This is a genomic window from Anaerotignum sp. MB30-C6 (assembly GCF_030908465.1).
GTDB lineage: Bacteria > Bacillota > Clostridia > Lachnospirales > Anaerotignaceae > Chakrabartyella.
Genome location: NZ_CP133078.1, coordinates 2,298,422 through 2,322,898, shown reverse-complemented (window position 1 = coordinate 2,322,898; position 24,477 = coordinate 2,298,422). Strand labels below are relative to the sequence as shown.

The 24,477-nt window shown below is 40.8% G+C and carries 16 protein-coding genes, 7 tRNA genes and 3 rRNA genes; 21 read left to right on the top strand and 5 right to left on the bottom strand.

Annotation, left to right across the window (positions count from 1 at the left end):
• Window positions 1-171 precede the first annotated feature (171 nt).
• Window positions 172-861: a YjjG family noncanonical pyrimidine nucleotidase gene (locus tag RBQ60_RS11325; RefSeq protein WP_307883803.1), complete on the bottom strand. Its 690-nt coding sequence runs from the start codon at window positions 859-861 to the stop codon at window positions 172-174.
• Window positions 861-1,601 carry an elongation factor P 5-aminopentanone reductase gene (ymfI, locus tag RBQ60_RS11320; RefSeq protein ID WP_307883802.1) on the bottom strand — a complete coding sequence of 247 codons (741 nt, stop codon included), beginning with the start codon at window positions 1,599-1,601 and terminating at the stop codon, window positions 861-863. The genes RBQ60_RS11325 and ymfI overlap by 1 nt, the downstream gene beginning before the upstream one ends.
• Before the next feature lie 135 nt (window positions 1,602-1,736).
• On the opposite strand from ymfI, the gene RBQ60_RS11315 reads away from it, so the two are divergent.
• The 4 genes from RBQ60_RS11315 (at window position 1,737) to RBQ60_RS11300 (ending at window position 8,746) form a co-directional block, all read left to right on the top strand.
• A complete protein-coding gene (locus RBQ60_RS11315) occupies window positions 1,737-2,555 on the top strand; it encodes a hypothetical protein (RefSeq protein WP_307883801.1) in 819 nt (272 codons plus the stop codon).
• A gap of 556 nt (window positions 2,556-3,111) precedes the next feature.
• Window positions 3,112-5,088 carry a fructose-1,6-bisphosphatase gene (locus tag RBQ60_RS11310; RefSeq protein WP_307883800.1) on the top strand — a complete coding sequence of 659 codons (1,977 nt, stop codon included), beginning with the start codon at window positions 3,112-3,114 and terminating at the stop codon, window positions 5,086-5,088.
• Between the two features lie 541 nt (window positions 5,089-5,629).
• Complete coding sequence (locus RBQ60_RS11305; protein ID WP_307883799.1) at window positions 5,630-8,008, top strand: endonuclease MutS2; 2,379 nt, start codon at window positions 5,630-5,632, stop codon at window positions 8,006-8,008.
• 51 nt (window positions 8,009-8,059) lie between these two features.
• A complete protein-coding gene (locus RBQ60_RS11300) occupies window positions 8,060-8,746 on the top strand; it encodes a response regulator transcription factor (RefSeq protein ID WP_307883798.1) in 687 nt (228 codons plus the stop codon).
• A 144-nt stretch (window positions 8,747-8,890) separates the two neighbouring features.
• Here RBQ60_RS11300 and RBQ60_RS11295 read toward each other — a convergent pair whose 3' ends face one another.
• On the bottom strand, window positions 8,891-9,052 hold the full coding sequence (locus RBQ60_RS11295; RefSeq protein ID WP_307883797.1) for a hypothetical protein: 162 nt from the start codon (window positions 9,050-9,052) through the stop codon (window positions 8,891-8,893).
• Between the two features lie 320 nt (window positions 9,053-9,372).
• Between RBQ60_RS11295 and RBQ60_RS11290 the strand changes: the two genes are divergently transcribed.
• Window positions 9,373-10,788: a HAMP domain-containing sensor histidine kinase gene (locus RBQ60_RS11290; protein ID WP_307883796.1), complete on the top strand. Its 1,416-nt coding sequence runs from the start codon at window positions 9,373-9,375 to the stop codon at window positions 10,786-10,788.
• A 73-nt stretch (window positions 10,789-10,861) separates the two neighbouring features.
• Here the strand turns inward: RBQ60_RS11290 and RBQ60_RS11285 are convergent, their stop codons facing one another.
• Both RBQ60_RS11285 and lexA read right to left on the bottom strand, forming a co-directional pair.
• The gene (locus RBQ60_RS11285) at window positions 10,862-12,802 is read right to left on the bottom strand and encodes an NAD(+) synthase (protein WP_307883795.1); all 1,941 of its coding nucleotides are present in this window, start codon (window positions 12,800-12,802) and stop codon (window positions 10,862-10,864) included.
• 12 nt (window positions 12,803-12,814) lie between these two features.
• Window positions 12,815-13,426 (bottom strand): transcriptional repressor LexA, encoded by a 612-nt coding sequence (lexA, locus tag RBQ60_RS11280; RefSeq protein ID WP_307883794.1) that lies wholly within the window; start codon window positions 13,424-13,426, stop codon window positions 12,815-12,817.
• A 220-nt stretch (window positions 13,427-13,646) separates the two neighbouring features.
• Here lexA and yneA point away from each other — a divergent pair, with 220 nt between their 5' ends.
• From yneA to RBQ60_RS11200, 16 genes are all read left to right on the top strand, one after another.
• Window positions 13,647-13,961 (top strand): cell division suppressor protein YneA, encoded by a 315-nt coding sequence (yneA, locus tag RBQ60_RS11275; RefSeq protein ID WP_307883793.1) that lies wholly within the window; start codon window positions 13,647-13,649, stop codon window positions 13,959-13,961.
• 632 nt (window positions 13,962-14,593) lie between these two features.
• Complete coding sequence (locus tag RBQ60_RS11270) at window positions 14,594-15,064, top strand: NfeD family protein (RefSeq protein WP_307883792.1); 471 nt, start codon at window positions 14,594-14,596, stop codon at window positions 15,062-15,064.
• 28 nt (window positions 15,065-15,092) lie between these two features.
• The gene (gene floA, locus RBQ60_RS11265) at window positions 15,093-16,100 is read left to right on the top strand and encodes a flotillin-like protein FloA (protein ID WP_307883791.1); all 1,008 of its coding nucleotides are present in this window, start codon (window positions 15,093-15,095) and stop codon (window positions 16,098-16,100) included.
• A gap of 197 nt (window positions 16,101-16,297) precedes the next feature.
• Window positions 16,298-17,143, top strand: coding sequence for an EcsC family protein (locus RBQ60_RS11260; protein WP_307883790.1), 846 nt, complete (start codon window positions 16,298-16,300; stop codon window positions 17,141-17,143).
• Between the two features lie 70 nt (window positions 17,144-17,213).
• Window positions 17,214-17,360 (top strand): hypothetical protein, encoded by a 147-nt coding sequence (locus RBQ60_RS11255; protein ID WP_307883789.1) that lies wholly within the window; start codon window positions 17,214-17,216, stop codon window positions 17,358-17,360.
• 214 nt (window positions 17,361-17,574) lie between these two features.
• Entirely contained in the window at window positions 17,575-17,766 is a 192-nt protein-coding gene (locus RBQ60_RS11250; RefSeq protein WP_307883788.1) for a hypothetical protein, read from the top strand.
• Between the two features lie 634 nt (window positions 17,767-18,400).
• Window positions 18,401-19,934 (top strand): 16S ribosomal RNA (locus RBQ60_RS11245).
• Window positions 19,935-20,441: 507 nt separating this feature from the next.
• Window positions 20,442-23,340 (top strand): 23S ribosomal RNA (locus RBQ60_RS11240).
• A gap of 182 nt (window positions 23,341-23,522) precedes the next feature.
• Window positions 23,523-23,594: transfer RNA gene (locus RBQ60_RS11235), tRNA-Asn, on the top strand.
• A gap of 7 nt (window positions 23,595-23,601) precedes the next feature.
• Window positions 23,602-23,673 (top strand) — tRNA-Glu (locus RBQ60_RS11230).
• Window positions 23,674-23,682: 9 nt separating this feature from the next.
• A 5S ribosomal RNA gene (rrf, locus tag RBQ60_RS11225) occupies window positions 23,683-23,800 on the top strand.
• Together the 16S, 23S and 5S rRNA genes with 7 tRNA genes alongside form the textbook arrangement of a ribosomal RNA operon.
• 10 nt (window positions 23,801-23,810) lie before the next feature.
• Window positions 23,811-23,883: transfer RNA gene (locus RBQ60_RS11220), tRNA-Thr, on the top strand.
• A 28-nt stretch (window positions 23,884-23,911) separates the two neighbouring features.
• Window positions 23,912-23,985, top strand: a tRNA-Ile gene (locus RBQ60_RS11215).
• A 17-nt stretch (window positions 23,986-24,002) separates the two neighbouring features.
• Window positions 24,003-24,076, top strand: a tRNA-Asp gene (locus RBQ60_RS11210).
• Between the two features lie 4 nt (window positions 24,077-24,080).
• Window positions 24,081-24,153 (top strand) — tRNA-Val (locus RBQ60_RS11205).
• A 35-nt stretch (window positions 24,154-24,188) separates the two neighbouring features.
• Window positions 24,189-24,262: transfer RNA gene (locus RBQ60_RS11200), tRNA-Met, on the top strand.
• Window positions 24,263-24,477 lie beyond the last annotated feature (215 nt).

The window sequence follows — 24,477 nt, the reverse complement described above, 5'->3', positions numbered from 1 at the left end:
ATAATTGTTTATGGGAAAGGGCTATCTTCAAGGTTTTATTTTCTTGAAGAGTGGTCTTTTTGTTTTCGCTATAAGATTTATAAAAAGTTTAGTTTTTCATAGAATAAACAAATCCTAGTCAATGGTATCTATAGTAAATGTAGATGTCATTTTTTATTGCCTTATGTAACTTTAGTTTGTTTCCAAAAGGGGTAAGAGTTCCAATAAACTATGAATTTCATAGGTTGGCTGAAACTTCGTGTGATTCTCAAGCTCTTCCGGGTTAAACCAGCAGGTATCAATGCCAGAACGGATACCTCCTTGGATATCGGAGGAAAGGGAGTCGCCAATGATAAGGGCTTCTTTTTTTTCAAAATCTGGGATACGATTAAAGACATAATCGAAGTATTCTATCATTGGTTTTTGAGAGCCCATGATTTCTGAAACAAAAGTATCCTTAAAATAAGGTGCAAGGCCAGAGTCCTTGAGACGCTTTTCTTGGGTAGAAGCAAGGCCATTGGTTACAATATATAGCTCATGGGTGGTAGATAATTTTTGAATAGTATGAAGGGCATTTTCTATCAAATCGCTGCCTTGGGATAAAGCTTCACGATACGTACTTTCCATCAAATCGCCATGGGCATTGATAGAAAATTGAGCGAAGGTATCGGCAAAGCGAGTTTTGAAAATTGCATCACGGGTAATGATTCCGTTTTCATAGTTTGTCCAGAGTTTATGATTATGGTCAAGATACCATGAAAGAATTTCTTCCGTAAGAGAAATTCCAAAGTCATCAAAACATTTTTTGAGTGCTTTTTTTTCCGAGGTTGAAAAGTCCAAAAGGGTGTGGTCCACATCGAAAAGTAAAAATTTCTTCTTCATTAGTTCATACCTCCATCAAGGGTAATAACCTGCCCCGTAAGATAAGAGGCAGTTTCGTTAGCCAAGAAAAGCGCCAGATTTGCTACTTCTTCTGGGGTTCCGAAGCGCATGAGGGGGACTTCGTTCATAAGGGCATCCCGTTCTTCTTCATCAAAGCAAGCATTCATTTGGGTTTCAATTACGCCACAAGCTATGGCATTTACCCGAACGAAAGAAGGCCCCAGTTCTTTTGCCATTGCCTTCGTAAAGCTATTCATGGCACCTTTTGAGGCGGAATAAACGGCTTCGCAAGAGGCACCTATTTCTCCCCACATGGAAGAGATATTAATGATAGAACCTTGTTTTTTTTGCACCATTGCAGGAACGGCAAGGTGGGTACAATTAAAAACGGAATTTAGGTTAACGTCAATAACCCTTTGCCACTCCTGAGGGGTCATATCGGTAAAAAGGCCAATATGTGAAATACCTGCATTATTAATTAAAATGTCGACGCTACCGAAGGTTTCTTCTATGATATGGAACATTTTTTGACAGGCAGAATAATCGGAAACATCACCAAGAAGAGCAAGAACGGGAACATTAGCCAGTTTTAGCTTTTGTTCCATGGAAGATAGGGCTTCTTTACTTTGAGAAGCATTTAGCACAATGTTACAGCCTGCTTGTCCAAAGGCAAAAGCAATGGCCTGACCGATGCCACGGGAAGAGCCTGTTATAAAAACGGTTTTACCCTTTAAACTCATTTTATCACTGCTTTCTAATGTTTTGCTAATATTGTAGCGGAATTTTTTAATAATTACAAGGCGCAAAGCAGTTGGAATTTTTATGGAAATGCGATATACTAGTTCTATTGGCTTAGAGCTGGAAAGGGTGAATGTATGTTAGATGCAATTAATCAAAAAGAACTAGGTTTTATGGAGATTTTATCCATTGCCATGAATTTATTTATAAAGAATTTTAAATCTATCATGATTGTGGTTTGTTTTCTGTTCTTCCCCATTAGTATTTTGAATGTACTGGCCATGGAGAAGCTAACCAATAGTGCCGAGATTTTAATAAGCATTGCCAGTGCAGAGTGGGTGTTGGAGGATATGCCTGCTTATACCAAAGCACTCTTAAGTTTTATGGGCAATCATGCATTACAGATGTCGATATTGTTGTTTTTGGAGCCTGTGGCAGTTATTGCAATTGCAAAGATTGGGAAAGGGTATTTATGCAACGAAACCATAACAGTTAGAGGGGCAGTAGGAGAAGGGATGAACTGCCTTTGGGATATCATTATAACGGGCATACCCTTTTGGTTTTTGGTTTTTATGGCAAGTATCTTTTTTGTTCTTCCAGGAGTATACTTTGGTATTGTATGGTGTTTTTATGTTTATGTTATTGGGTTCAGGGGGATAAAAGGTTGGCAGGCCTTGACATACAGTAAGAAACTAACGAAAAATAGATTTTGGAAGACTACGGGGTTTATTATTGTAACTTCCTTTATTGTTTCGGGTTGGAATTGGATATATAAAGGATTTTTTTTCCTGGCACCTGAACATGTTGCCACAGATATTTTATATACCACGCTGACTTATACTTCTGGAAGCTTTGCTTTTTTGGGAATGATGGTTTTGTTTATGAATAGAGAGGCAATTATGTTGGGAGAAAAATATTACCAGGCTGAAAAGGTAATTGATTATACAGATATATAGATAAGTACGAAAAAAAGGACCATCTTCTTAATTTAAATAAGAAGATGGTCCTTTTTGATAGGATTTTTCGCTGAGTGGCTTAACTGGCATTTAGAAAAAAACCATGTGAGCAGAGGCGTAAAGCAATAAAGATTTTGAGAGAGATAGAACAAAACAAGAAAAAAGGAATAAAGGAAGACTATTCTTTTTGCTTAAAATTCCACGGGATTTGAGGGGAATTATGGTTATGATTATAAAAAGGTGGATTTTCTGGGTATAAAACATGAATTAGCTGTTTGGAAAGGGAATATTTTCATGAAATAAGGGTGTTGATTTCTTTCGTCATTTTGACTAAAATAGAAAAAGTGTATATAAAAATCATGAAATTGAGGCGATTTTTTTGAATGAAAACCATATTATGAGTGATTTTAAAAGCGATTACTAAGGCCATATCGACCAGAGCGGGACGAAAGACGTCCCGATTTACAATATTTTTTTCAAAAAAGCCTAGGAAAAGAAAAAGGCCTCTGATATAATAAGTGATAGTTAACATTAATTTGAAAGAATGGTGGAAAAGATGTTTTCGACAGATCAGTCCTTTTCGAAGGAAGAAATGAAGTATTTAAAATTATTATCCAATCAATATAAAAATATCAATAGCGCAGCAACAGAGGTTATGAACCTTAAGGCGATATTAAATTTGCCAAAGGGAACAGAACATTTTGTTTCTGATATTCATGGTGAAGCGGAATCTTTTAGCCATGTTTTGCGAAATGCATCAGGGGTTATTAAGAATCACATTAGCGCAATTTTCGGTGCGAGTTTGCTAGAAAGTGAAAAGAAAGCTTTGGCGACGTTAATTTATTATCCCGAGAAAAAGCTGGAAATGATGGCGGAACAGGAAGAAGACCTAGATGACTGGTATAAGATTACCTTACATAGACTGGTACGTATTTGCAAAGTGATTTCTTCAAAATATACCCGTTCAAAAGTAAGAAAGGCGCTTCCCAAAGAATTTGCTTATATTATTGAAGAGTTGCTTCACGAAGATAGTGTGAGCCGCGATAAAGAAATGTACTATAACGAAATTATCCGTACGATTATTGATTTAGATCAGGCGGATCGTTTTATTATTGCATTGGGAAACCTGATTCAAAGATTATCCATTGATCAGCTTCATGTGATTGGGGACATTTATGACAGAGGGCCTAATGCAGCGGCCATTATGGATATTTTGGGAAGATATCATTCAGTGGATATTCAATGGGGGAACCACGACATTGCTTGGATGGGGGCGGCGGCAGGCTGCCAAGCGCTCATTTGCAATGTTTTGCGTATTCAAACAAGGTATGCAAACCTTGATACCATTGAGGAGGATTATGGTATCAACTTAATTCCACTTGCTACCTTTGCCATGGAGAAGTATGCCGATGATCCTTGTACACAATTTGCGCCCAAGGGCACAGAAGAAATAAGTGACAAGGATTTTGATATGATTGCTAAGATGCACAAGGCCATTTCCGTTTTGCAATGGAAGATGGAAGCCCAAATCATTAAGCGTCATCCTGAATTTAAGATGGATAATCGTTTGTTGCTAGATAAGATTAACTTTGACAAGGGTACGATTATGATTGAAGGGAAAGAATATCTAATGAACGATATGAATTTCCCTACGGTTGACCCCAAGGATCCCTACAAATTGACGGAGGATGAGCAACTTGTAATGGACAAAGTGAAATCTTCCTTTGTGAACAGTGAAAAACTGCAGGAACATATTCGTATTCTGTATAGCAAGGGTAGTATGTACACCATCTTTAACTCTAATCTTTTGTTCCATGGGGGCGTCCCTATGAACGAGGATGGTACATTGAAAACGGTGTCTTTCCGTGGCAAGCAATATTCTGGCAAAGAATATTTGGACGAAGTGGAAAGATCTGTTAGAGAAGGGTATTTTAGCAAGCCCCATAGTGATCACAAAAGAGAGTGTATGGACATTATTTGGTATTTATGGTGCGGTGAAGATTCTCCTTTGTTTGGAAAGAAGAAAATGACGACTTTTGAAAGGTATTTTATTGATGATAAAGCAACCCATAAAGAGGTGAGCAACCCTTACTATACGTTGAGAAACGAAGAAAGTGTTTGCAAGACTGTATTGTCAGCCTTTGGACTGAATCCAGATGCTTCCCATATTGTGAATGGCCATGTTCCCGTAAAGGTTTCCAAGGGGGAAAGCCCAATCAAAGCAAAGGGCAGACTTTTTGTAATTGATGGCGGGTTTGCCAAGGCATATCAAAAGGTAACAGGCATTGCTGGATATACTTTAATTTACAATTCACACGGCATGGTATTGGTTTCCCATGAACCATTTGTTTCTACTGAAGTTGCCATTGCTGAGGAAAAAGATATTCTTTCTTCTACCGTTGCATTGCAATATACCCAAGACCGTATTCGTGTTAGGGATACGGATATCGGTAAGAAGTTGTTGGAGAGCATTGATGAGTTAGAAAAATTGCTTTATGCATACAAGAACGGCTTAATTAAAGAACAACACTAAGTCATTGACCGCTTTTCCTAAAAACTAGGAGATGCGGTCTTATTTTATGAGAAAGGGAATTACATAGTAAAAAGACTTGAGGTTCAAGGATGATAACGGGAAATGTCCTTCATTATATCCAAAGAAATACGGGTTCAATTTTCACTTTAAAGGTGAAAAGAGCTTATTATACTTCTCTTTTATTCCTAATTAGAACATACATATTGGTGTGAACAATAGGAGGATTATTACCCATTTATGGGTGGGATTTTGATGAAAGGCTGACGTTATTTATGGATGCTTTGAAGCAACAGTGATTTCATGGGCTTTGGTTCCATGGGAGGACTGGATTTTTTAAGTATGGGTAAAAAACTGTTTCCCTAGTTTTTTTATGTGGTATAATAAGTGGGAATACAATATAAGGGATGTGATTTTTTGAGTTTAGCCAATTAAACGTTGCCTAAACTTGACTATATGGTTCTATGGGCGATTTTCTTTTATGGTATACTTAAAGATAAGGGATATAATAAAGGTATTCCTTACTATATGAATGAGGTATAAGATGAATAAAAAAGCATTACGTACATTAGAGTACGACAAAATTATTGAGAAATTAACGGGGTTTGCTGTTTCCCCCATGGCAAAGGAGCGGGCTAGGGAATTATACCCTGCAACGGTTATGAGTGATATTGCCCTTTGGCAGAAAGAAACAACAGAAGCAACAGACATGATTTTGAGAAAAGGAACTCCATCTTTTGGGGGCTTTCGTGAAATTCGACCTCAGTTAAAAAGGGCCAGCATGGCGGGAGTACTTTCCATTTCCGAGTTGATGGGAATTGGGGAATTTCTATATGTATGTCGCAAAATTAAGAATTATGGGAAGCATGAGAATAAGGCGGAAGTCTATGAACGCTTGGACGAGTACTTTGAGCTATTGGCACCTCTACCTTCGATAGAAAATGAAATTAGCCGATGTATTCTTTCGGAAACGGAGATTTCCGATGATGCCAGCAGTGAACTTCGCAATATTCGTAAGGAAATTAAGGCTTCTAACGAGAAGGTACGAGACCATTTAAATGGTGTTATTTCTTCTTCGGCATACAAAAACATGTTGCAGGATTTTGTAATTACAATCAGAAATGACCGTTACTGTGTGCCTGTAAAAAGCGAATACAGAAACAGCTTCCCTGGTATGGTTCATGACCAGTCTAACACTGGGTCCACTCTTTTTATGGAGCCCTTAAGTGTGATTCAACTAAATAACAAGATTAAAGAGATGCAAGCAAAAGAAAAAGATGAAATCCGTAAAATTTTAGTGGAGTTATCTCGTTTGGTTACGGAAAACACGCTGATTATGGAAGCGGATATGGAACTTTTGACACAGATGGATTTTATATTTGCCAAAGGTGCCTTGTCAATTTCTATGGGAGGAACCCAGCCCTTATTTAATACAAAGGGTTATATTAATATACAGAAGGCAAGACACCCGTTGTTGGATGAAAAAGCCGTTGTACCCATTGACATTTATTTGGGTAAGGACTTTACAACGTTATTGATTACGGGGCCAAATACAGGTGGTAAGACGGTTGCCTTAAAAACTTTGGGTCTGTTTACCTTAATGGGACAGGCCGGGCTTCATATTCCAGCGTTCGATCATTCACAGTTGGCTATTTTCGACAACGTGTTTGCAGATATTGGAGACGAGCAAAGCATTGAGCAAAGCTTAAGTACTTTTTCTTCCCACATGACCAACATTGTAAAGATTATGGAAGAAGTTACCGATGATTCATTGGTGCTTTTTGATGAGTTGGGGGCAGGTACAGATCCCACTGAGGGGGCGGCTCTTGCCATTGCCATTATTCAGGGATTGAAAGACAGGAATATTCGTACAGCTGTGACCACCCATTACAGCGAGCTTAAAGTATACGCCCTTTCTACGGATGGGGTTGAAAACGCTTGTTGTGAATTTGACGTGGAAACATTGAGACCGACTTATCGTCTGCTGATTGGTATTCCTGGGAAAAGTAACGCTTTTGCTATTTCGAAACGCTTGGGGTTACAGGAGTATATTTTGGAGAGTGCGAGAAACTTTATCAGCCAAGATGAGGCAAGGTTTGAGGACGTTATTACAGATTTGGAAATCAGCAAGAAATCTGTGGCTTTTGAGCAAGAGCGGGCGGAACAATACCGCAAAGAGGCAGAGAACTTGAAGCGTGAGGTTGAACACCAAAAAGAGAAAACGAGAGAGCAGAAAGAGAAAATTCTGCAGAAGGCTAGAGAAGAAGCGAAGCTTATTTATGCTCAGGCTAAGGAAGAAGCGGACAGCATTATAAAAGAAATGAATCGCCAAGCAAAGGAAAAGGGGAATCAGCAAAAACTCATAGAAAATAGGGCAAAGCTGAAAGAAAAGCTTTCTTCTGTGCAAGAGGACTTCTTAAAGTCAAAGAAAGTTAAGCCTAATCACAAAGTACCTGAAAAGCTGGAGGCAGGGGATAGGGTTTACGTCATTTCCTTTGACCAAAGCGGGGAGGTGCTTTCACCGCCAGATAAGAGCAAGGAAGTTATGGTCCAAATGGGGATTATGAAAGTAAAGGTTCCTTTGGCTGAGTTAATGTTAGATGATACGCCAAGACCTAAGGAAAAGAAACAGAAGACTGTATCAGCTAAGGTAAAGGCTTCCAAGAGTCAATTTATAGGGGCAGAAATAGATTGTAGGGGACAGCTGGTGGATGAGGCATTGGCTAATATTGACAAATATATTGACGATGCATATTTATCAGGATTAAAACAGATTGTGATTATTCATGGTAAGGGAACAGGCGCATTACGGTCAGGGGTGCAAAGCTACCTTAGAACGAATCCCCATGTGAAAAGTCAAAGACCAGGGGTATATGGCGAAGGTGAAGCAGGCGTTACCGTGGTGGAACTAAAGGAAAACTAAAGTAGACCTGAAGTAGACCTGAAGTAGACCATTGATAGAGGGGTGATCTTCATGAGCGGGAAACAAAAGATATTAATTGTTGATGACGACAGACATATAGCCGAGTTGATTTCTCTTTACTTGGAGAAAGAAGGTTATGATACCAAGGAAGCTTACGACGGCAGAGAGGCATTGAAGGAGGCTGGGGCGGTTAAACCAGATTTAATTATTTTGGACTTGATGTTGCCAGGATTAGATGGGTATCAAGTATGTACTGAAATTCGCAAGACCAGCAATGTACCAATTATTATGCTGACAGCCAAAGGGGAAACCTTTGATAAGGTTCTTGGACTAGAACTTGGGGCTGATGATTATATTGTGAAACCCTTTGATTCGAAAGAATTAGTGGCCAGGGTCAAGGCGGTTTTACGGCGCTATGAACCAAAGCAGAGTGGTGATTCCAACATTTTAAGGTATCCTAACTTAGAAATAAACATGTCGAATTACTCTGTTTCCTATCATGGGAAAGGGCTAGAATTCCCTCCCAAGGAATTTGAGCTTTTATACTATCTGGCGGAGCATCCCAATCGGGTTTTTACCAGGGAACAGCTTTTAGACCAGATTTGGGGTTACGAGTATGTTGGGGACACGAGAACGGTGGATGTCCATGTGAAGCGAATCAGAGAAAAGTTAAACCAGGACGACGAATGGGGTATTTTGACCGTTTGGAGTGTTGGGTACAAATTTGGCCAAAGATGATTAAAATTGTAGGGTGATTACAGCATTGCCTAGATGCTTTCGGTGAGGAGCAGGTTCTTGGTAAATAGGAACATAGTAAGATAGAAAAAAAGGCGGCTGTTCATGGACAGCCGTCTTATGTGTAAATATAAAGTTATTTTTTACTTATAACTTATTTTCTTCTGAATCAGTGTTTTCTTGAACATTTTCTTGTTCTGATGAAGTGTTTATAACTTCATCGGTAATTTCCATGGAGGTAGCTTCCTCATCACCTTTATTTTCCAGAGTATTGATCTCTTCCTGACTTTCAGCTTGTTTACGCATCATTTCCTCTTTTTTCCCATGCTGTTTTCGCAGATTCGAAATGCGCATCATGATACAGAAAATATAGAGGAAAAAAAGAAGGTAATAGAAGCTAGTCATATTCGACCATGGGGTGCGAATGAGAATAAATACGCCAAGTAACATTAAGATGATATCAGAGGTGGAAAATTTTCTTTTGTTAGGATTTTGTGTTTGATTTGGTTTTTTTGTCATGGAATTGTGAACGGTTTGACCGTTCTCTCCTTTCTTGTGGGATAGATATTTTTATTATAACATTATTCCACGATTTTGGAAGTTTTTTGCGTAACTTTGGAGGTAAAATAATGCGGAAAGAGTCAATTGTAAAAAAACAGATGCTGCAATATATTGGTACTATTCTTGTTTGCGTACTGGTATTAGGCGGAATTCTTTCTGTAGTTTATACGCAGCACTATATGAAAGAAAAGCGGGATGAGCTGATTCAACAGGGGCGGAAAGTTTCCGTTGCTTTTACCAATGCTTACAGAACTGGGAATTTGAATAATTTAAGTTATGAGCTACAGGTTTTAGAAGAGTATATGGGGGCAGGAATTTTGATGGTCAATGAAAATGGGGTTGTAGTTTTAGCTTCTCCAGGTCTTGACGAAATGATGATTGGCCAATCCTTTGCTTATCAGGAGCTAGTGGAAGGGGTAAAAGGCGGGAATATTGTATCTATGGAGACGAAGGCAACGGTTTTGTTTAATGTGCCAACCCTTGTGGTGGGATATCCTCTTTCAGTGGGGCAGATGGCAGGGATTTTTATGTGTCGCTCTATGCCGGAAATGGAGCAGTCCTTATATCAAATGTATCAAGTGGGTATTGCCAGTATTTTTTTAGTATTTCTTTTTGCTGTAGCAGTTAGTTATGTAACTTCTCATAAAATGACGAAGCCAATACAGGAAATGAACGAGGCTGCAAAGGTAATTGCCAGCGGAAATTTTGAGCAGAGGGTAAAAATTACGAGCAATGACGAGTTAGGACAGCTTGGAAAAAGCTTTAATGACATGGCAGAGAGCCTTCAAAATAATGACAAAACAAGGCGGGATTTTATTGCCAATGTGTCCCATGATTTGCGATCGCCCCTTACTTCTATGCAGGGTTTTTTAACGGCTATGTTAGATGGAACAGTACCTACGGAAAAACAAGAAAAATATTTGCAAATTGTATTGGAGGAAACGGTTCGACTTTCCCGTCTGACGGAGGGTATTGTGGATTTAAGCCGAGCAGAAAGCAGTAAGATTATTTTGGATGAATCGGATTTTGATTTAAACGAACTGATTCGAGACAATATCAACTTACTTGAGCCCCAACTCAACGAAAAAAATGCAGTAATAAAAGCCATTTTTGCGGATCAGGTTACAATGGTTCATGGAGATATAGGCAAAATCTCCCGTGTTATTCAAAACTTAATGAGTAATGCAGTGAAGTTTTCTCCCGTTGGCGGCTTAATTGAGGTAGAGACCACAAGAACAGAGCGTAAAAAAGTTCTGGTTTCTATTAAGGATCATGGGACTGGGATAAGCAAAGAAGACCAGAAGTATATCTTCGATCGCTTTTACAAGGCAGACCGAACCCGCAACCAAGATATGCATGGAAGTGGTATTGGACTAGCCATTGTAAGAGAATTTTTACAGGCACATAATGAGGGGATTACAGTGAAAAGCGAGGAGGGGGAAGGAAGCACCTTTATATTCTCGCTGAAGTTATCTGATGAATAAAAAAAGTGTCAATTGTTGAATTACAATTGACACTTTTTTTGCCCAGTAAAAGAATTTGGGATAGTTAACATTTTTATAGTTTCTCAACTTCGTCCATCCAGATTCTGTTGGAGGCATCTGTTGGCATACGCCAATCGCTTCTTGGGGAGAGGCAAAGGGCACCAACTTTAGGGCCGTCTGGCAAGCAAGAGCGCTTAAACTGTTGTGTAAAGAATCGGCGATAGAAATTTCTTAGCCATTTTAAAAGAGTTTCTCTAGTATACGCTTGCCCAAAGGCCTGCTCTGCCAAGAATAGTACTTTGGCGGGAGAAAAGCCGAAACGAATAATTTGATATAAGAAGAAGTCGTGAAGTTCATAAGGCCCCACCAAGTCTTCTGTCTTTTGATTGATTTGGCCATTTTCATCGGGAGGGAGCAACTCGGGGCTTACTGGGGTATCCAGTACATCTAAAAGGATTTCTGAAGCCTTTGCATCCAACTCGCCTGTGCTTGCAACCCAATTTACTAAGACACGAACCAAGGTTTTAGGTATGCCAGCGTTCACACCGTACATGGACATATGGTCGCCATTATAAGTTGCCCAGCCTAAGGCAAGCTCGGACAAATCTCCAGTTCCTACTACAATGCCTCCTGTTTGATTGGAAATATCCATCAAAATCTGTGTACGTTCACGAGCTTGGGTGTTTTCATAGGTAACATCATGGACAGATGGATCATGACCAATATCTTTAAAGTGCTGCATGGCTGCATCACGAATGGGGATTTCTCTTATGGCTATGCCCAGAGACTTCATCAATGTAATAGCATTTTGATAGGTGCGATCAGTAGTGCCAAAGCCAGGCATAGTAACACCCAAAACATGGTCTCTGGAGAGGCCTAAGAAGTCACAAGCTTTTACACAAACCAAAAGGGCGAGGGTAGAATCCAAGCCGCCTGAAATGCCAATAACCAAGGTTTTTGCCTGAACATGCTCCATACGACGAGCCAAGCCTGTTGTTTGAATCATAAATATATCATGACAACGCTTGCTTAAAGAAGCATCGTCAGCAGGAATAAAAGGTTTTGCTGTGATTGGGCGTAAAAACTCGCCAATTTCACCCTCAACCATTGAAAACTTGATTTCACGATAAAATCTTTGTGCATCGGGTTTTACTAGCTGGGACATATAAGTTGTATGCTTACGACGCTCACTTGCCAGTAATTCCAGATCCACATCAGCGCAAACGAGCTGATTTTCACGGGAGAAGGACGCTGTTTCCCCAAGAAGAACACCGTTTTCATAGATCATACTATGGCCACTAAATACGGCATCCTGTGTAGACTCCCCAATGCCTGCCGATGCATATGCATAAGCAGCAAGACAACGAGAGGACTGCTGTGCTATGAGCTGATGACGATAGCCAGGTTTTGCTGCCAATTCGTTGCTGGCTGAGGGGTTTAACAAAACCGTAGCACCATAGAGGCTTAAATAGGAACTTGGAGGGATGGGCCCCCACAAATCTTCGCAAATTTCAACGCCAACCTTAAGGTTTGGGATATTTTCTGCAGAAAAGATAAGATCCCCGCCTATGGGTACAACTTGTCCAGCAAAAGTAATTTCTTCTTTAATTAAGTCATCGGCAGATGCAAACCATCGTTCCTCATAAAATTCGCTATAATTAGGAAGGAGTGTTTTGGGAACAAGACCTAAAATTTTCCCTTTATGCAAAAGAGCGGCACAGTTAAAAGTCTGATTATCAGTTAATACTGGAACGCCAATTAAAACCAGCATATCTATATCTTTCGTTTTTTCTGCGATTTCTGCAACTGCTTTTTCTGCGGCAGAAAGTAAAGGTGTTTGAAAAAATAAGTCTGCACAGGTGTAGGCCGTAACAGAAAGCTCGGGAAAGGTGAGAACCTTTACTTTTTTTTCTTCTGCCTCCTGAATGATAGATATGATTTCCTGTTTATTATAAATGCAATCTGCAACTTTTAACTTTGGAACGGCAACTGCAACTTTTACATAATTAAACATGGTATACACTCCTTAGAATTTTCTAAATAAACCGATTACTTTTCCCAAGATTGTCACATCACGGACGATTATAGGGGACATTGCTGAATTTTCCGGCTGAAGACGAATAAAGTCTTTCTCTCTATAAAAGGTTTTTACTGTTGCAAAATCTTCGATGAGAGCAACAACAATATCACCGTTAGTGGCAGTGTTTTGCTGGCGAACCAGAATTAAATCCTTATCAAAAATCCCAGCTTCAATCATACTTTCACCTTTTACTCGAAGCATGAAAACCGTATCATTATGGATATATTCAATGGGAATGGGGAAAGTATCTTCAATATTTTCCACAGCAAGAATAGGCACACCTGCCGTTATACTACCGACGATGGGGACGTGAATCAACTCCCTTTGAGGCGACTCACAAAAATCCGGAGCTAAAATTTCAATGGCACGAGGTTTGGTGGGATCTCGTCGGATAAGCCCTTTTTTCTCCAAACGTGATAGGTGGCCATGCACCGTTGAGGTTGATTTTAAACCAACGGCTTCACAGATTTCTCTTACCGAAGGGGGATAGCCTTTTTCTCTAACTTCTGACTTCATATATTCCAAAATTTGCCTTTGTTTTGGGGACAAATCAATCATTTGTAACACTCCTTATATATAGACTTTGTAGACTACGAAAATTTATACAATACGTCGTAGGAAAAGATATAATTTTCCTTTTTTTGTAGTATAACACAGAGTAAGTATAAAATCAAACCTATGTTCGGAAAAAAATAAAGTTTTTATTGACAAAGAATGTTAGTTCGGATATTATGAAAATATAAAAAAGAAAGATATGTTCGACTAGGGGGCGTTTTATATGAATCAGTGTTTAATGAGAAAAGTGGTTGGTAAGTCAAGAATGATTCGAGAAAAAATATTGTTACTGCTAACATTGACTATGATTATTTGTCTTGGACCCTTGGCCCTGGCGGCACAGAAGGGGAAGGATGGGGAAGTTTATTATGAATGTGTAATGATTCATAGTGGAGATACTCTTTGGAAGATTGCTGAGAAGTACAAAGATGAGGAACAAAAAATAGAACATATGATTTCTGAAATCATGAAGATAAATGGGATGCGTTCTGGGAACATAAGGTCTGGTGAGAGTATAATTGTTCCTACGAGAAAATAAAAAAGAAGTAAGTGAGGGAGCCTATAGGAAATAGGTTCCCTTTTCTACCTAATTAATGGGGATACATATTTCATGAAAAATGAGTAGTGGTAGGGAACAACATTCTTGCTGTATACAATAAAGTTTTTTACGATAAATGGAAATGTAATTTGCCTCGTATTTTATTCCCGAAAAAAAGATTGTATTTTAGTTAAAATGAAGTGGGAATAAAAACATTCTGACCATTGCAGTTTCTAACATCAATAATAAGTATTGCATTGCTAAGAAAAGAACTGGAGTTATGAGAGAATTATGATTTATTGCCTAAGTGAGTAGAGGTTTTTTGTCCATAAAAGAATAGAAAGCAAGTAAATCACTGTAAAAATTTATTGGTATGAGAATAAAGAGTTATTATAAATATTAAAATAATAGCTCTAGGATTTTTGGAGAGCCTATATATATGACCAAGGATTGAACTGCATAAATGATAGATTCATTTCTTAAGCGTTTTTTACGTTTATAAAAATTTATTGTTATCCCTATTCCAATATGGTAAGATATTTAAAAATATATAGATATTGTAAGAAAGAGCTTTTTTTACTTTATTTAATACTATTAGAGATGGAATTGGTTTTTGAGAAAGGAGGAAAGCTATGTTACCTTGGATCGGAGTGTTGGCAATATTAGGACTTGTTTTAGTTTTTGCGGAAATGCTGATACCCGGTTTTGGCGTGTTTGGCATTTTTGGTATAATTTCTTTGTTATGCTCTACAATACTGGCCGCAAAAATGTATGGTATCGTCGTTTTTTTTGTTATGCTTTTGTTGCTGATTCTTCTTTTTGTTATTATGCTTTTTTTGGCAAAAAGAAGTGGGTTGTATAACAAAGTGGTTTTACACGACCGCCAAGAGGCGCAGGACTTTGACGAGTCAAAGCTTGCAGGCTTAATTGGTAAGATTGGTACAACACAAACTACACTAAGACCGTATGGCATTGCGGAAATTGAAGGAAAGAGTATTGACGTTAGCTCTTTGGGGGATTTTATAGACAGGGACAAAACAGTCAAAGTAGTTCAAATTTCCGGAAAGACGGTAACCGTAAAGGAATGGGAGGAAGAACAATAATTTATTATTTATTAAGGGAGGCATTATAATGTTTGAGTGGATTCCGGTGGCACTACCACTTGTTGTTGTCATCGTCGTTGTATTGATTTTTTTGAGTTTTGTACCTTTGGGGTTATGGATTTCAGCGGTATCGGCTGGTGTAAGAGTTAGTATTTTCTCATTAATTGGTATGCGTTTACGCCGTGTTAGAGCAGATAAAATCATCCGTCCTTTGATTAAAGCACAGAAGGCGGGCATGAATGTTAATGCAAATCAGCTAGAGTCTCATTTGTTATCTGGTGGTAGAGTAGACAATGTTGTTGACGCATTGATTGCTGCCCACAGAGCAAACCTGGACCTTTCTTTTGAAAGAGCTGCGGCCATTGACTTGGCTGGTCGAAATGTATTTGAGGCTGTTCGCATGAGTGTTACACCCAAAATCATCGAGACACCTTGGATTTCAGCGGTGGCTATTAATGGAATTGAGGTAAAGGTAATTGCAAAGGTTACCGTTCGTGCTAATCTTGGCCGATTAGTCGGCGGTGCAGGAGAGGAAACTATTATTGCCAGAGTTGGTGAGGGTATTGTTACGACGGTTGGTTCTTCCCAAAGCCATAAGAGTGTTTTGGAAAATCCTGATTTAATTTCCAGAACAGTGTTATCAAAAGGCTTGGACAATGGTACTGCATTTGAAATCCTCTCCATTGATATTGCGGATGTTGACATCGGCAGAAATATCGGAGCCCACCTTCAAATTCAGCAAGCTGAAGCTGACAAACAGATTGCCCAAGCGAAGGCTGAAGAACGTCGTGCAACCGCTATTGCGAAAGAACAGGAAATGAGAGCAGAGGTTGAACATATGAAGGCCAAGGTAGTAGAGGCAGAGGCAGAAGTACCTATGGCTTTGGCAGAAGCTTTGCGCAACGGAAATTTGGGTGTAATGGATTATTACCGCATGCAAAATGTTCAAGCTGATACAAATATGAAGAACAACGTTGGGACAGCAGACTTGACAAATATGTTTAAACCCAAGAATGAGCCTAACGGGAAAGCATAAGAATAACTTACAAGTAAGTAGAGAGAAGACCGTCCTTTTGGGCGGTCTTTGTTTCAACTAAGACAGCTAGTGTTAGAATAATTTGAAAGCCTTTTTAGTCGGTTTTACAATATGCTTAAAAGAAATTAGTGAAAAGCCATAGTCGAAACTTTGTCTGGGCTATAGCCGAATGTTATATCAATGAAGCATTCAAAAAAATGTATGAAAGACTATACTTGTGTTTGGGGGGGATTTTGGTGGCTAGAAGTCTCGATAAAGAATGGAAAAGGCTTGTGGTAAAGGAAGAAAAAAAATACAAGAAGATTGAAATGAATGGGAAAACATCAAAGTTTGATGAATTAAAGCAAGGCGTGGAGAAAAAAATACCCGAGAAACTGTCAAAAACGCTGCATGAAGGATTTTATAAGGCGTTTCAGTTGATTTTTTCAAAGGGTATTAGTGTAATAGAAAAAACCTATAATGAAGATGAGCTTGCCCTTGACTTTACAGTCAATAATTTGCGTGTTGAACGAAAGCCAGATAGCAAGTCTTTAAAGGAGTTGGAGAGGGGGATTAAAAAAGGGCAACGAATTAATACTTGTACAACAATGGTAGAAGGGATTGGTCTAGGTGTTTTTGGCGTAGGGCTTCCAGATATTCCTCTTTTTCTTGGGATCCTTTTAAAAGGCATTTATGAAGCATCCATTGGTTATGGATTTAATTATAAAGAAGAAAAGGAGCAAATTTTAATTTTAAAAATGATTACTGCTTCATTGTGTGGAGATGAAAGGAAAGAAGAAGCAAATAAAGATGTTGAAAGTTGGATGACCCATATGGACGTTCCTGATATTATTACTAATATAGAAGAAGATATGCAAAAAGCATCAAGGGCTTTATCAGATGCCATGTTACTTTCAAAGTTTTTGCAGGGATTCTTTATAGTAGGTATGGTTGGTGGAGTAGCGAACCCTTTTATATATCAAAAGGTTTTAAAATATGTAACGTTAAAGTATAAAAAAAGATATATAATTGAAAAAAGAAAGAGTATAAAAAACGTAAGATAATCCATACTATGACTGCGAGGAAAATCCTCGTACAATTTAGTCATAAACGAAACTAGGGAGGTCATAGAATATGGACAAGAAAACAAACAAAGGTACTACAGAAAAACCACAAAAGGGCATGAACAGAACAGAGTTTGCTCAGGAATACAGCATCGAAACAGGCTCTCAGAACAACAGTAAGTGTAATAAAACAAACAAAACAAACAAAACAAAGTAAAAGCAACTAGGCTTTAATGAAAAATCCCTTCAGGAAATGAAGGGATTTTTTATTCGCCATTATGAATCAAGATAAAAAATGAATCTGACAAAAAGAGAATTAAAAAAAGGAAAGAGTAAATAATATTTAAACAATATTATAGCATCTTTGCTGTAATTGAGTTAACGTTACTGCGAAAGTGACTACAGATGAAATGGAAAGGTGGTGATAGGAAATGAAAAAGAACTTCAAAAAAGAATGGATTCTCGCGCTTTGTCTAGGACTTACATTAGCATTCAGCGGTTGTGGGAATTTAGGGACTACCCCTACTGAAAACCCTACACAGGAAGAAGCCGGTGCAGGAAATGGTCAGGAAACAACACCATCAGATGTGTCTACGGGCACTGATGTGACACCTGCGCAATAATAACAGTAAGAATATAATAAGGATACCTTAATTAAGGTATCCTTATTAATACGAGTAAGAAGGTTTCTAAAGATGGAAAAAAAGTTTAAATTAGTATTGACAAAGGCAAAAAAGAGTGTATAATAATAAATTGTCACTGCCAAAACGGCAAAGGAAATAGCAAATTGAAGATGAGTAAGTCATGAATTGATATCAAAAATAATTTGAAGAAATTCTTGACAAGCAGCAAAAAGTCTGTTAAACTTACCTTCGCTGACGCCGAGAAGCGACAGAATTAGATAAGTTTTTAAGAACTTAAAAGTCGAAAAAATAAAAAAAATTTTAAAAAGTTCTTGACAAATAAAAACAGACCTGATACAATAATCTTCGCTGACAACGAAAAAAATAGCAGCGACAAAGAGACAAATTGATCCTTGAAAACTAAACAGTAGAATACAAACACACAACCCATAGTCAATTCAAAAAGCTATAAGCTTTTAAGAGACAAAAGAGTTTGCTGGTTTCGAAAAAACCAGATAGTAGCCAGATTATACTGGTTAGGACAACTCGGATGTGCAAGTCGGAAGGCTTTATGCGTAGTTTTCTATGAAAACTACTTATAAAATTTATTCCCGACGATGCCGTTCATAAATTTTAATATAAGAGTTTGATCCTGGCTCAGGATGAACGCTGGCGGCGTGCTTAACACATGCAAGTCGAGCGGAGAAATTTAAAATGAGAGCTTCGGCAGGATTTTTAAATATCTTAGCGGCGGACGGGTGAGTAACGTGTGGGCAACCTGCCCTGTACTGTGGAATAATCACTGGAAACGGTGACTAATACCGCATGTCATCACGAGGGGGCATCCCCTTGTGAGAAAAGGATTTATTCGGTACAGGATGGGCCCGCATCTGATTAGCTAGTTGGTGAGATAAAAGCTCACCAAGGCAACGATCAGTAGCCGACCTGAGAGGGTGATCGGCCACATTGGGACTGAGACACGGCCCAAACTCCTACGGGAGGCAGCAGTGGGGAATATTGCACAATGGGCGAAAGCCTGATGCAGCAACGCCGCGTGAAGGATGAAGGGTTTCGGCTCGTAAACTTCTATCAATAGGGACGAAAAAAATGACGGTACCTAAATAAGAAGCCCCGGCTAACTACGTGCCAGCAGCCGCGGTAATACGTAGGGGGCAAGCGTTATCCGGAATTACTGGGTGTAAAGGGAGAGTAGGCGGCATGGTAAGTTAGATGTGAAAGCCCGGGGCTTAACCTCGGGATTGCATTTAAAACTATCAAGCTAGAGTACAGGAGAGGTAAGTGGAATTCCTAGTGTAGCGGTGAAATGCGTAGATATTAGGAAGAACACCAGTGGCGAAGGCGACTTACTGGACTGAAACTGACGCTGAGGCTCGAAAGCGTGGGGAGCGAACAGGATTAGATACCCTGGTAGTCCACGCCGTAAACGATGAGTGCTAGGTGTTGGGGGGGAACCCTCGGTGCCGCAGCTAACGCAATAAGCACTCCACCTGGGGAGTACGATCGCAAGATTGAAACTCAAAGGAATTGACGGGGGCCCGCACAAGCGGTGGAGCATGTGGTTTAATTCGAAGCAACGCGAAGAACCTTACCAAGGCTTGACATCCCTCTGACCGCACTAGAGATAGTGCTTCTCTTCGGAGCAGGGGTGACAGGTGGTGCATGGTTGTCGTCAGCTCGTGTCGTGAGATGTTGGGTTAAGTCCCGCAACGAGCGCAACCCCTATTCTTAGTAGCCATCATTCAGTTGGGCACTCTAAGGAGACTGCCGTGGATAACACGGAGGAAGGTGGGGATGACGTCAAATCATCATGCCCCTTATGTCTTGGGCTACACACGTGCTACAATGGCTGGTAACAAAGTGAAGCAAAACGGCGACGTCAAGCAAATCACAAAAACCCAGTCCCAGTTCGGATTGTAGTCTGCAACTCGACTACATGAAGCTGGAATCGCTAGTAATCGCGAATCAGAATGTCGCGGTGAATACGTTCCCGGGCCTTGTACACACCGCCCGTCACACCATGGGAGTTGGAAGCACCCGAAGTCGGTGACCTAACCGTAAGGAAGGAACCGCCGAAGGTGATATCAGCGACTGGGGTGAAGTCGTAACAAGGTAGCCGTATCGGAAGGTGCGGCTGGATCACCTCCTTTCTATGGAGTATTGGTTGTGAAGTAATCTACTGTTTGGTTTTGAAGGATCAAACCTTCAATAAGAATAAAAGAAGAATAAAAGGCAAGAACTGCACCTTGAAAACTGAATACAAGAAAAAATAGAGTCAATCGAGAAATAAATAAATTTCTTTAGAAATAATAAAGTAGTTTTTTCATTGCATTGCAATGAAAACCGATTTTATCTTTGATTTTATGCAGCTTTTACATTTTTACAAATGTGAGGTGGCAGCATTTAAAACATCAAAGAAAAAATCTAACGAAGTTAGCAGACGATGCTAACAAAAACCGTAGTATCGCTACTACGAAACATTCCAAAGAACAAGCTATAGATTTTGACTTGATGAAAAGAGGGTCAAAGCAATAAGGAAGTTTTTTCATTACTTCGTAATGAAAACCGATTTTTGTTTTGATTTCGCACTGCTCTTACATTTCTACGAAATGTTAGGTCGCAGTACTCAGAGCATCAATACAAAAATCTAACGAACTGGTCAAGCAAGAAAGAGCACAAGGAGAATGCCTTGGCACTAGGAGCCGATGAAAGACGTGATAAGCTGCGATAAGCTTCGGGGAGGCGCAAATAGCCATCGATCCGGAGATTTCTGAATGGGGAAACCTACTTGAGCAAACCTCAAGTATCCGTAGGTGAATACATAGCCTGCGGAAGGGAACGCTGTGAACTGAAACATCTAAGTAGCAGCAGGAGGAGAAAGAAAACTCGATTTCCTTAGTAGCGGCGAGCGAACGGGAAACAGGCCAAACCGAAGGACCTAGTTCTTCGGGGTTGCGGACTGTATAAGGCATTGGCAAGAGATAGTCGAAGTGTTTTGGGAAAGCACACCAAAGAAGGTGAAAGTCCAGTAGACGAAATTTCGAGCCAGCTGACAGTATCCAGAGTACCACGGGACACGAGAAACCCTGTGGGAAGCCGGGGGGACCACCCCCCAAGCCTAAATACTCCCTAGTGACCGATAGTGAAGTAGTACTGTGAAGGAAAGGTGAAAAGAACCCCGGGAGGGGAGTGAAAGAGAACCTGAAACCTTGTGCTTACAAACAGTCAGAGGGCTTTGTGCCTGATGGCGTACTTTTTGTAGAACGGTCCGGCGAGTTACTAATGCCAGCGAGGTTAAGTGGTTAGAAGCCACGGAGCCGAAGGGAAACCAAGTCTGAATAGGGCGTATAGTTAGTATTAGTAGACCCGAAACCGGGTGACCTATCCATGTCCAGGTTGAAGGAGCCGTAAAAGGCTTTGGAGGACCGAACACACATCTGTTGAAAAAGGTGGTGATGAGGTGTGGATAGCGGAGAAATTCCAATCGAACTCGGAGATAGCTGGTTCTCCTCGAAATAGCTTTAGGGCTAGCCTCGAGAGGAGTCTAACGGAGGTAAAGCACTGAACTGACGCGGGGCCCAAAAAGGTTACCAACTCATATCAAACTAAGAATGCCGTAGAGATACCCTCGGGAGTCAGTCTATGTGAGATAAGTCGCATGGACAAAAGGGAAAGAGCCCAGACCGACAGCTAAGGTCCCAAAGTACGTGTTAAGTGGAAAAGGATGTGGGATTTCATAGACAACTAGGATGTTGGCTTAGAAGCAGCCACTCATTTAAAGAGTGCGTAACAGCTCACTAGTCGAGAAAACCTGCGCCGAAAATGTAACGGGGCTAAAACACGTCACCGAAGCTACGGATTGACAACTTAAGTGTTGTCAGTGGTAGAGGAGCATCCTGCAAGGATGAAGCCAAAGCGAGAGCAATGGTGGACGAAACAGGAGAGAGAATGCCGGAATGAGTAGCGAGATATATGTGAGAAACATATAGGCCGAATATCTAAGGTTTCCTGAGTAAAGCTAATCTTCTCAGGGTTAGTCGGGGCCTAAGGCGAGGACGAAAGTCGTAGTCGATGGACAACAGGTTGATATTCCTGTACTACGTATAATCAGAACTGTGGGGACGCAGGAGGATAGGGAAACCGGGGAATGGAAAAACCCGGTCAAGCATAAAGCCAAGGGAGATAGGCAAATCCGTCTCTTGATGGTGAAATGTGATGAGGACTGAACAAAAGTAGGGAAGTTTCCGAATCCACACTGCCGAGAAAAGCCGCTATTGTATTATACGTACCCGTACCGTAAACCGACACAGGTAGATGAGGAGAAAATCCACAGGCCGACGGGAGAAGTGTTGTTAAGGAACTCGGCAAAATGACCCCGTAACTTAGGGATAAGGGGAGCCACGCAAGTGGCCGCAGAAAAGAGGCTCAAGCGACTGTTTAGCAAAAACATAGGTCTATGCGAAACCGTAAGGTGATGTATATGGGCTGACACCTGCCCGGTGCTGGAAGGTTAAAAGGAGAGGTTAGCGTAAGCGAAGCTTTGAATTCAAGCCCCAGTAAACGGCGGCCGTAACTATAACGGTCCTAAGGTAGCGAAATTCCTTGTCAGGTAAGTTCTGACCCGCACGAAAGGTGTAACGATTTGAGCACTGTCTCGACAACACGCCCGGTGAAATTGAAGAACCAGTGAAGATACTGGTTACCCGCAACAGGACGGAAAGACCCCATGGAGCTTTACTGCAGCCTGATACTGGGATTCGATGATATATGTACAGGATAGGAGGGAGGCTATGAAGCCAGGACGCTAGTCTTGGTGGAGCCGCCGGTGGGATACCTCTCTTATGTCATTGAATTTCTAACTAATGCCCGTGATCCGGGTATAGGACAATGTCAGGCGGGCAGTTTGACTGGGGCGGTCGCCTCCTAAAAGGTAACGGAGGCGCTCGAAGGTCACCTCAGAATGATTGGAAACCATTCAAAGAGTGTAAAGGCAAAAGGTGGCTTGACTGCGACAGCGACGGCTGGAGCAGGTACGAAAGTAGGACTTAGTGATCCGGTGGTAATAAGTGGGAATGCCATCGCTCAACGGATAAAAGCTACCCTGGGGATAACAGGCTTATCTCCCCCAAGAGTTCACATCGACGGGGAGGTTTGGCACCTCGATGTCGGCTCATCGCATCCTGGGGCTGTAGTCGGTCCCAAGGGTTGGGCTGTTCGCCCATTAAAGCGGTACGCGAGCTGGGTTCAGAACGTCGTGAGACAGTTCGGTCCCTATCCGTTGTGGGCGCTGGAAATTTGAGAGGAGCTGTCCTTAGTACGAGAGGACCGGGATGGACGTACCTCTGGTGTACCGGTTGCAGACCAACTGCACAGCCGGGTAGCTATGTATGGAACGGATAAACGCTGAAGGCATCTAAGCGTGAAGCCGCCCTCAAGATAAGATTTCCCATTCTTCGGAAGTAAGGTCCCTTGAAGATAACGAGGTAGATAGGTTGGAGGTGTAAGCACGGCAACGTGTTCAGCTGACCAATACTAATAGACCGAGGGCTTGACCAATAAATCGATTGATGATATAATGGCGAGGTGATTTCTTTTCCTGTTGGAAAAGACCACTAATATCCTTTGCACAAATAACCTCTTTACACCTTTGGTGTTGGGTCGGTAGTTGATAAATGCAAAGGAAGGCGCTAATGTTCTTGTGTTCAGTTTTGAAGGTGTATGTAAGTACATCTCATTATTCCTCGTTAGCTCAGCGGTAGAGCATCCGGCTGTTAACCGGAGGGTCGTTGGTTCGAATCCAACACGGGGAGTAGATATGGTCCGTTGGTCAAGGGGTTAAGACACCGCCCTTTCACGGCGGTAACGCGGGTTCGAATCCCGCACGGATCATTTTTAGTTTTCGGTGACGATGCGCTCAGGGGACACACCCGTTCCCATTCCGAACACGTCGGTTAAGACCTGAGCGGTCGATGATACTTGGTGGGAAGCTGCCTGGGAAAGTAGATGGTTGCCGAAATCTATTTTAAGCCGATGTGGCTCAATTGGCAGAGCAGCTGACTTGTAATCAGCAGGTTATCGGTTCGAGTCCGATCATCGGCTTATTTTTAACTGGGCACAAAATTTTTTTGGGTCTTTAGCTCAGTTGGTTAGAGCATCCGGCTCATAACCGGACGGTCCCGGGTTCGAGTCCCTGAAGACCCACTTTATTAATTAAATATGGCTCAGTAGCTCAGTTGGTTAGAGCGCCGGCCTGTCACGCCGGAGGTCGAGGGTTCGAGTCCCTTCTGAGTCGTTATGGGAGTTTAGCTCAGCTGGGAGAGCATCTGCCTTACAAGCAGAGGGTCACAGGTTCGAGCCCTGTAACTCCCATTTTTTCTAGAATATTCAAAACTCAATATAGATATGGCGGAGTAGCTCAGTTGGCTAGAGCATGCGGTTCATACCCGCAGTGTCGGGGGTTCAAATCCCTCCTCCGCTATTTTTATTTGAAGACATCCATGATTGGGTGTTTTTTGCTATTTTTAATATTACTTATTCAAATAAGGACTAAACGGGTTTGGTAGAAATAAATCTATAGAATAAATAAAGAATTTATGCACAAAATTTATAGTTATTTGTTCGTCATCAAGTAGACGCTAAATAGGCATAGCTTACCCAGTATATGGTAGCACAAGGTGTAACCAAAGAGAAAGA

Excerpts from the sequence above, each read along its gene's own strand:
- RBQ60_RS11290 (WP_307883796.1), top strand. The coding sequence starts at position 9,373 with ATGCGGAAAGAGTCAATTGTAAAAAAACAGATGCTGCAATATATTGGT.
- RBQ60_RS11315 (WP_307883801.1), top strand. The coding sequence starts at position 1,737 with ATGTTAGATGCAATTAATCAAAAAGAACTAGGTTTTATGGAGATTTTA.
- ymfI (WP_307883802.1), bottom strand. The coding sequence starts at position 1,601 with ATGAGTTTAAAGGGTAAAACCGTTTTTATAACAGGCTCTTCCCGTGGC.
- RBQ60_RS11310 (WP_307883800.1), top strand. The coding sequence starts at position 3,112 with ATGTTTTCGACAGATCAGTCCTTTTCGAAGGAAGAAATGAAGTATTTA.
- RBQ60_RS11270 (WP_307883792.1), top strand. The coding sequence starts at position 14,594 with ATGTTACCTTGGATCGGAGTGTTGGCAATATTAGGACTTGTTTTAGTT.
- RBQ60_RS11325 (WP_307883803.1), bottom strand. The coding sequence starts at position 861 with ATGAAGAAGAAATTTTTACTTTTCGATGTGGACCACACCCTTTTGGAC.
- RBQ60_RS11295 (WP_307883797.1), bottom strand. The coding sequence starts at position 9,052 with ATGATGCGTAAACAAGCTGAAAGTCAGGAAGAGATCAATACTCTGGAA.
- RBQ60_RS11285 (WP_307883795.1), bottom strand. The coding sequence starts at position 12,802 with ATGTTTAATTATGTAAAAGTTGCAGTTGCCGTTCCAAAGTTAAAAGTT.
- RBQ60_RS11300 (WP_307883798.1), top strand. The coding sequence starts at position 8,060 with ATGAGCGGGAAACAAAAGATATTAATTGTTGATGACGACAGACATATA.
- lexA (WP_307883794.1), bottom strand. The coding sequence starts at position 13,426 with ATGATTGATTTGTCCCCAAAACAAAGGCAAATTTTGGAATATATGAAG.
- RBQ60_RS11255 (WP_307883789.1), top strand. The coding sequence starts at position 17,214 with ATGGACAAGAAAACAAACAAAGGTACTACAGAAAAACCACAAAAGGGC.
- RBQ60_RS11260 (WP_307883790.1), top strand. The coding sequence starts at position 16,298 with ATGTATGAAAGACTATACTTGTGTTTGGGGGGGATTTTGGTGGCTAGA.
- yneA (WP_307883793.1), top strand. The coding sequence starts at position 13,647 with ATGAATCAGTGTTTAATGAGAAAAGTGGTTGGTAAGTCAAGAATGATT.
- floA (WP_307883791.1), top strand. The coding sequence starts at position 15,093 with ATGTTTGAGTGGATTCCGGTGGCACTACCACTTGTTGTTGTCATCGTC.
- RBQ60_RS11305 (WP_307883799.1), top strand. The coding sequence starts at position 5,630 with ATGAATAAAAAAGCATTACGTACATTAGAGTACGACAAAATTATTGAG.
- RBQ60_RS11250 (WP_307883788.1), top strand. The coding sequence starts at position 17,575 with ATGAAAAAGAACTTCAAAAAAGAATGGATTCTCGCGCTTTGTCTAGGA.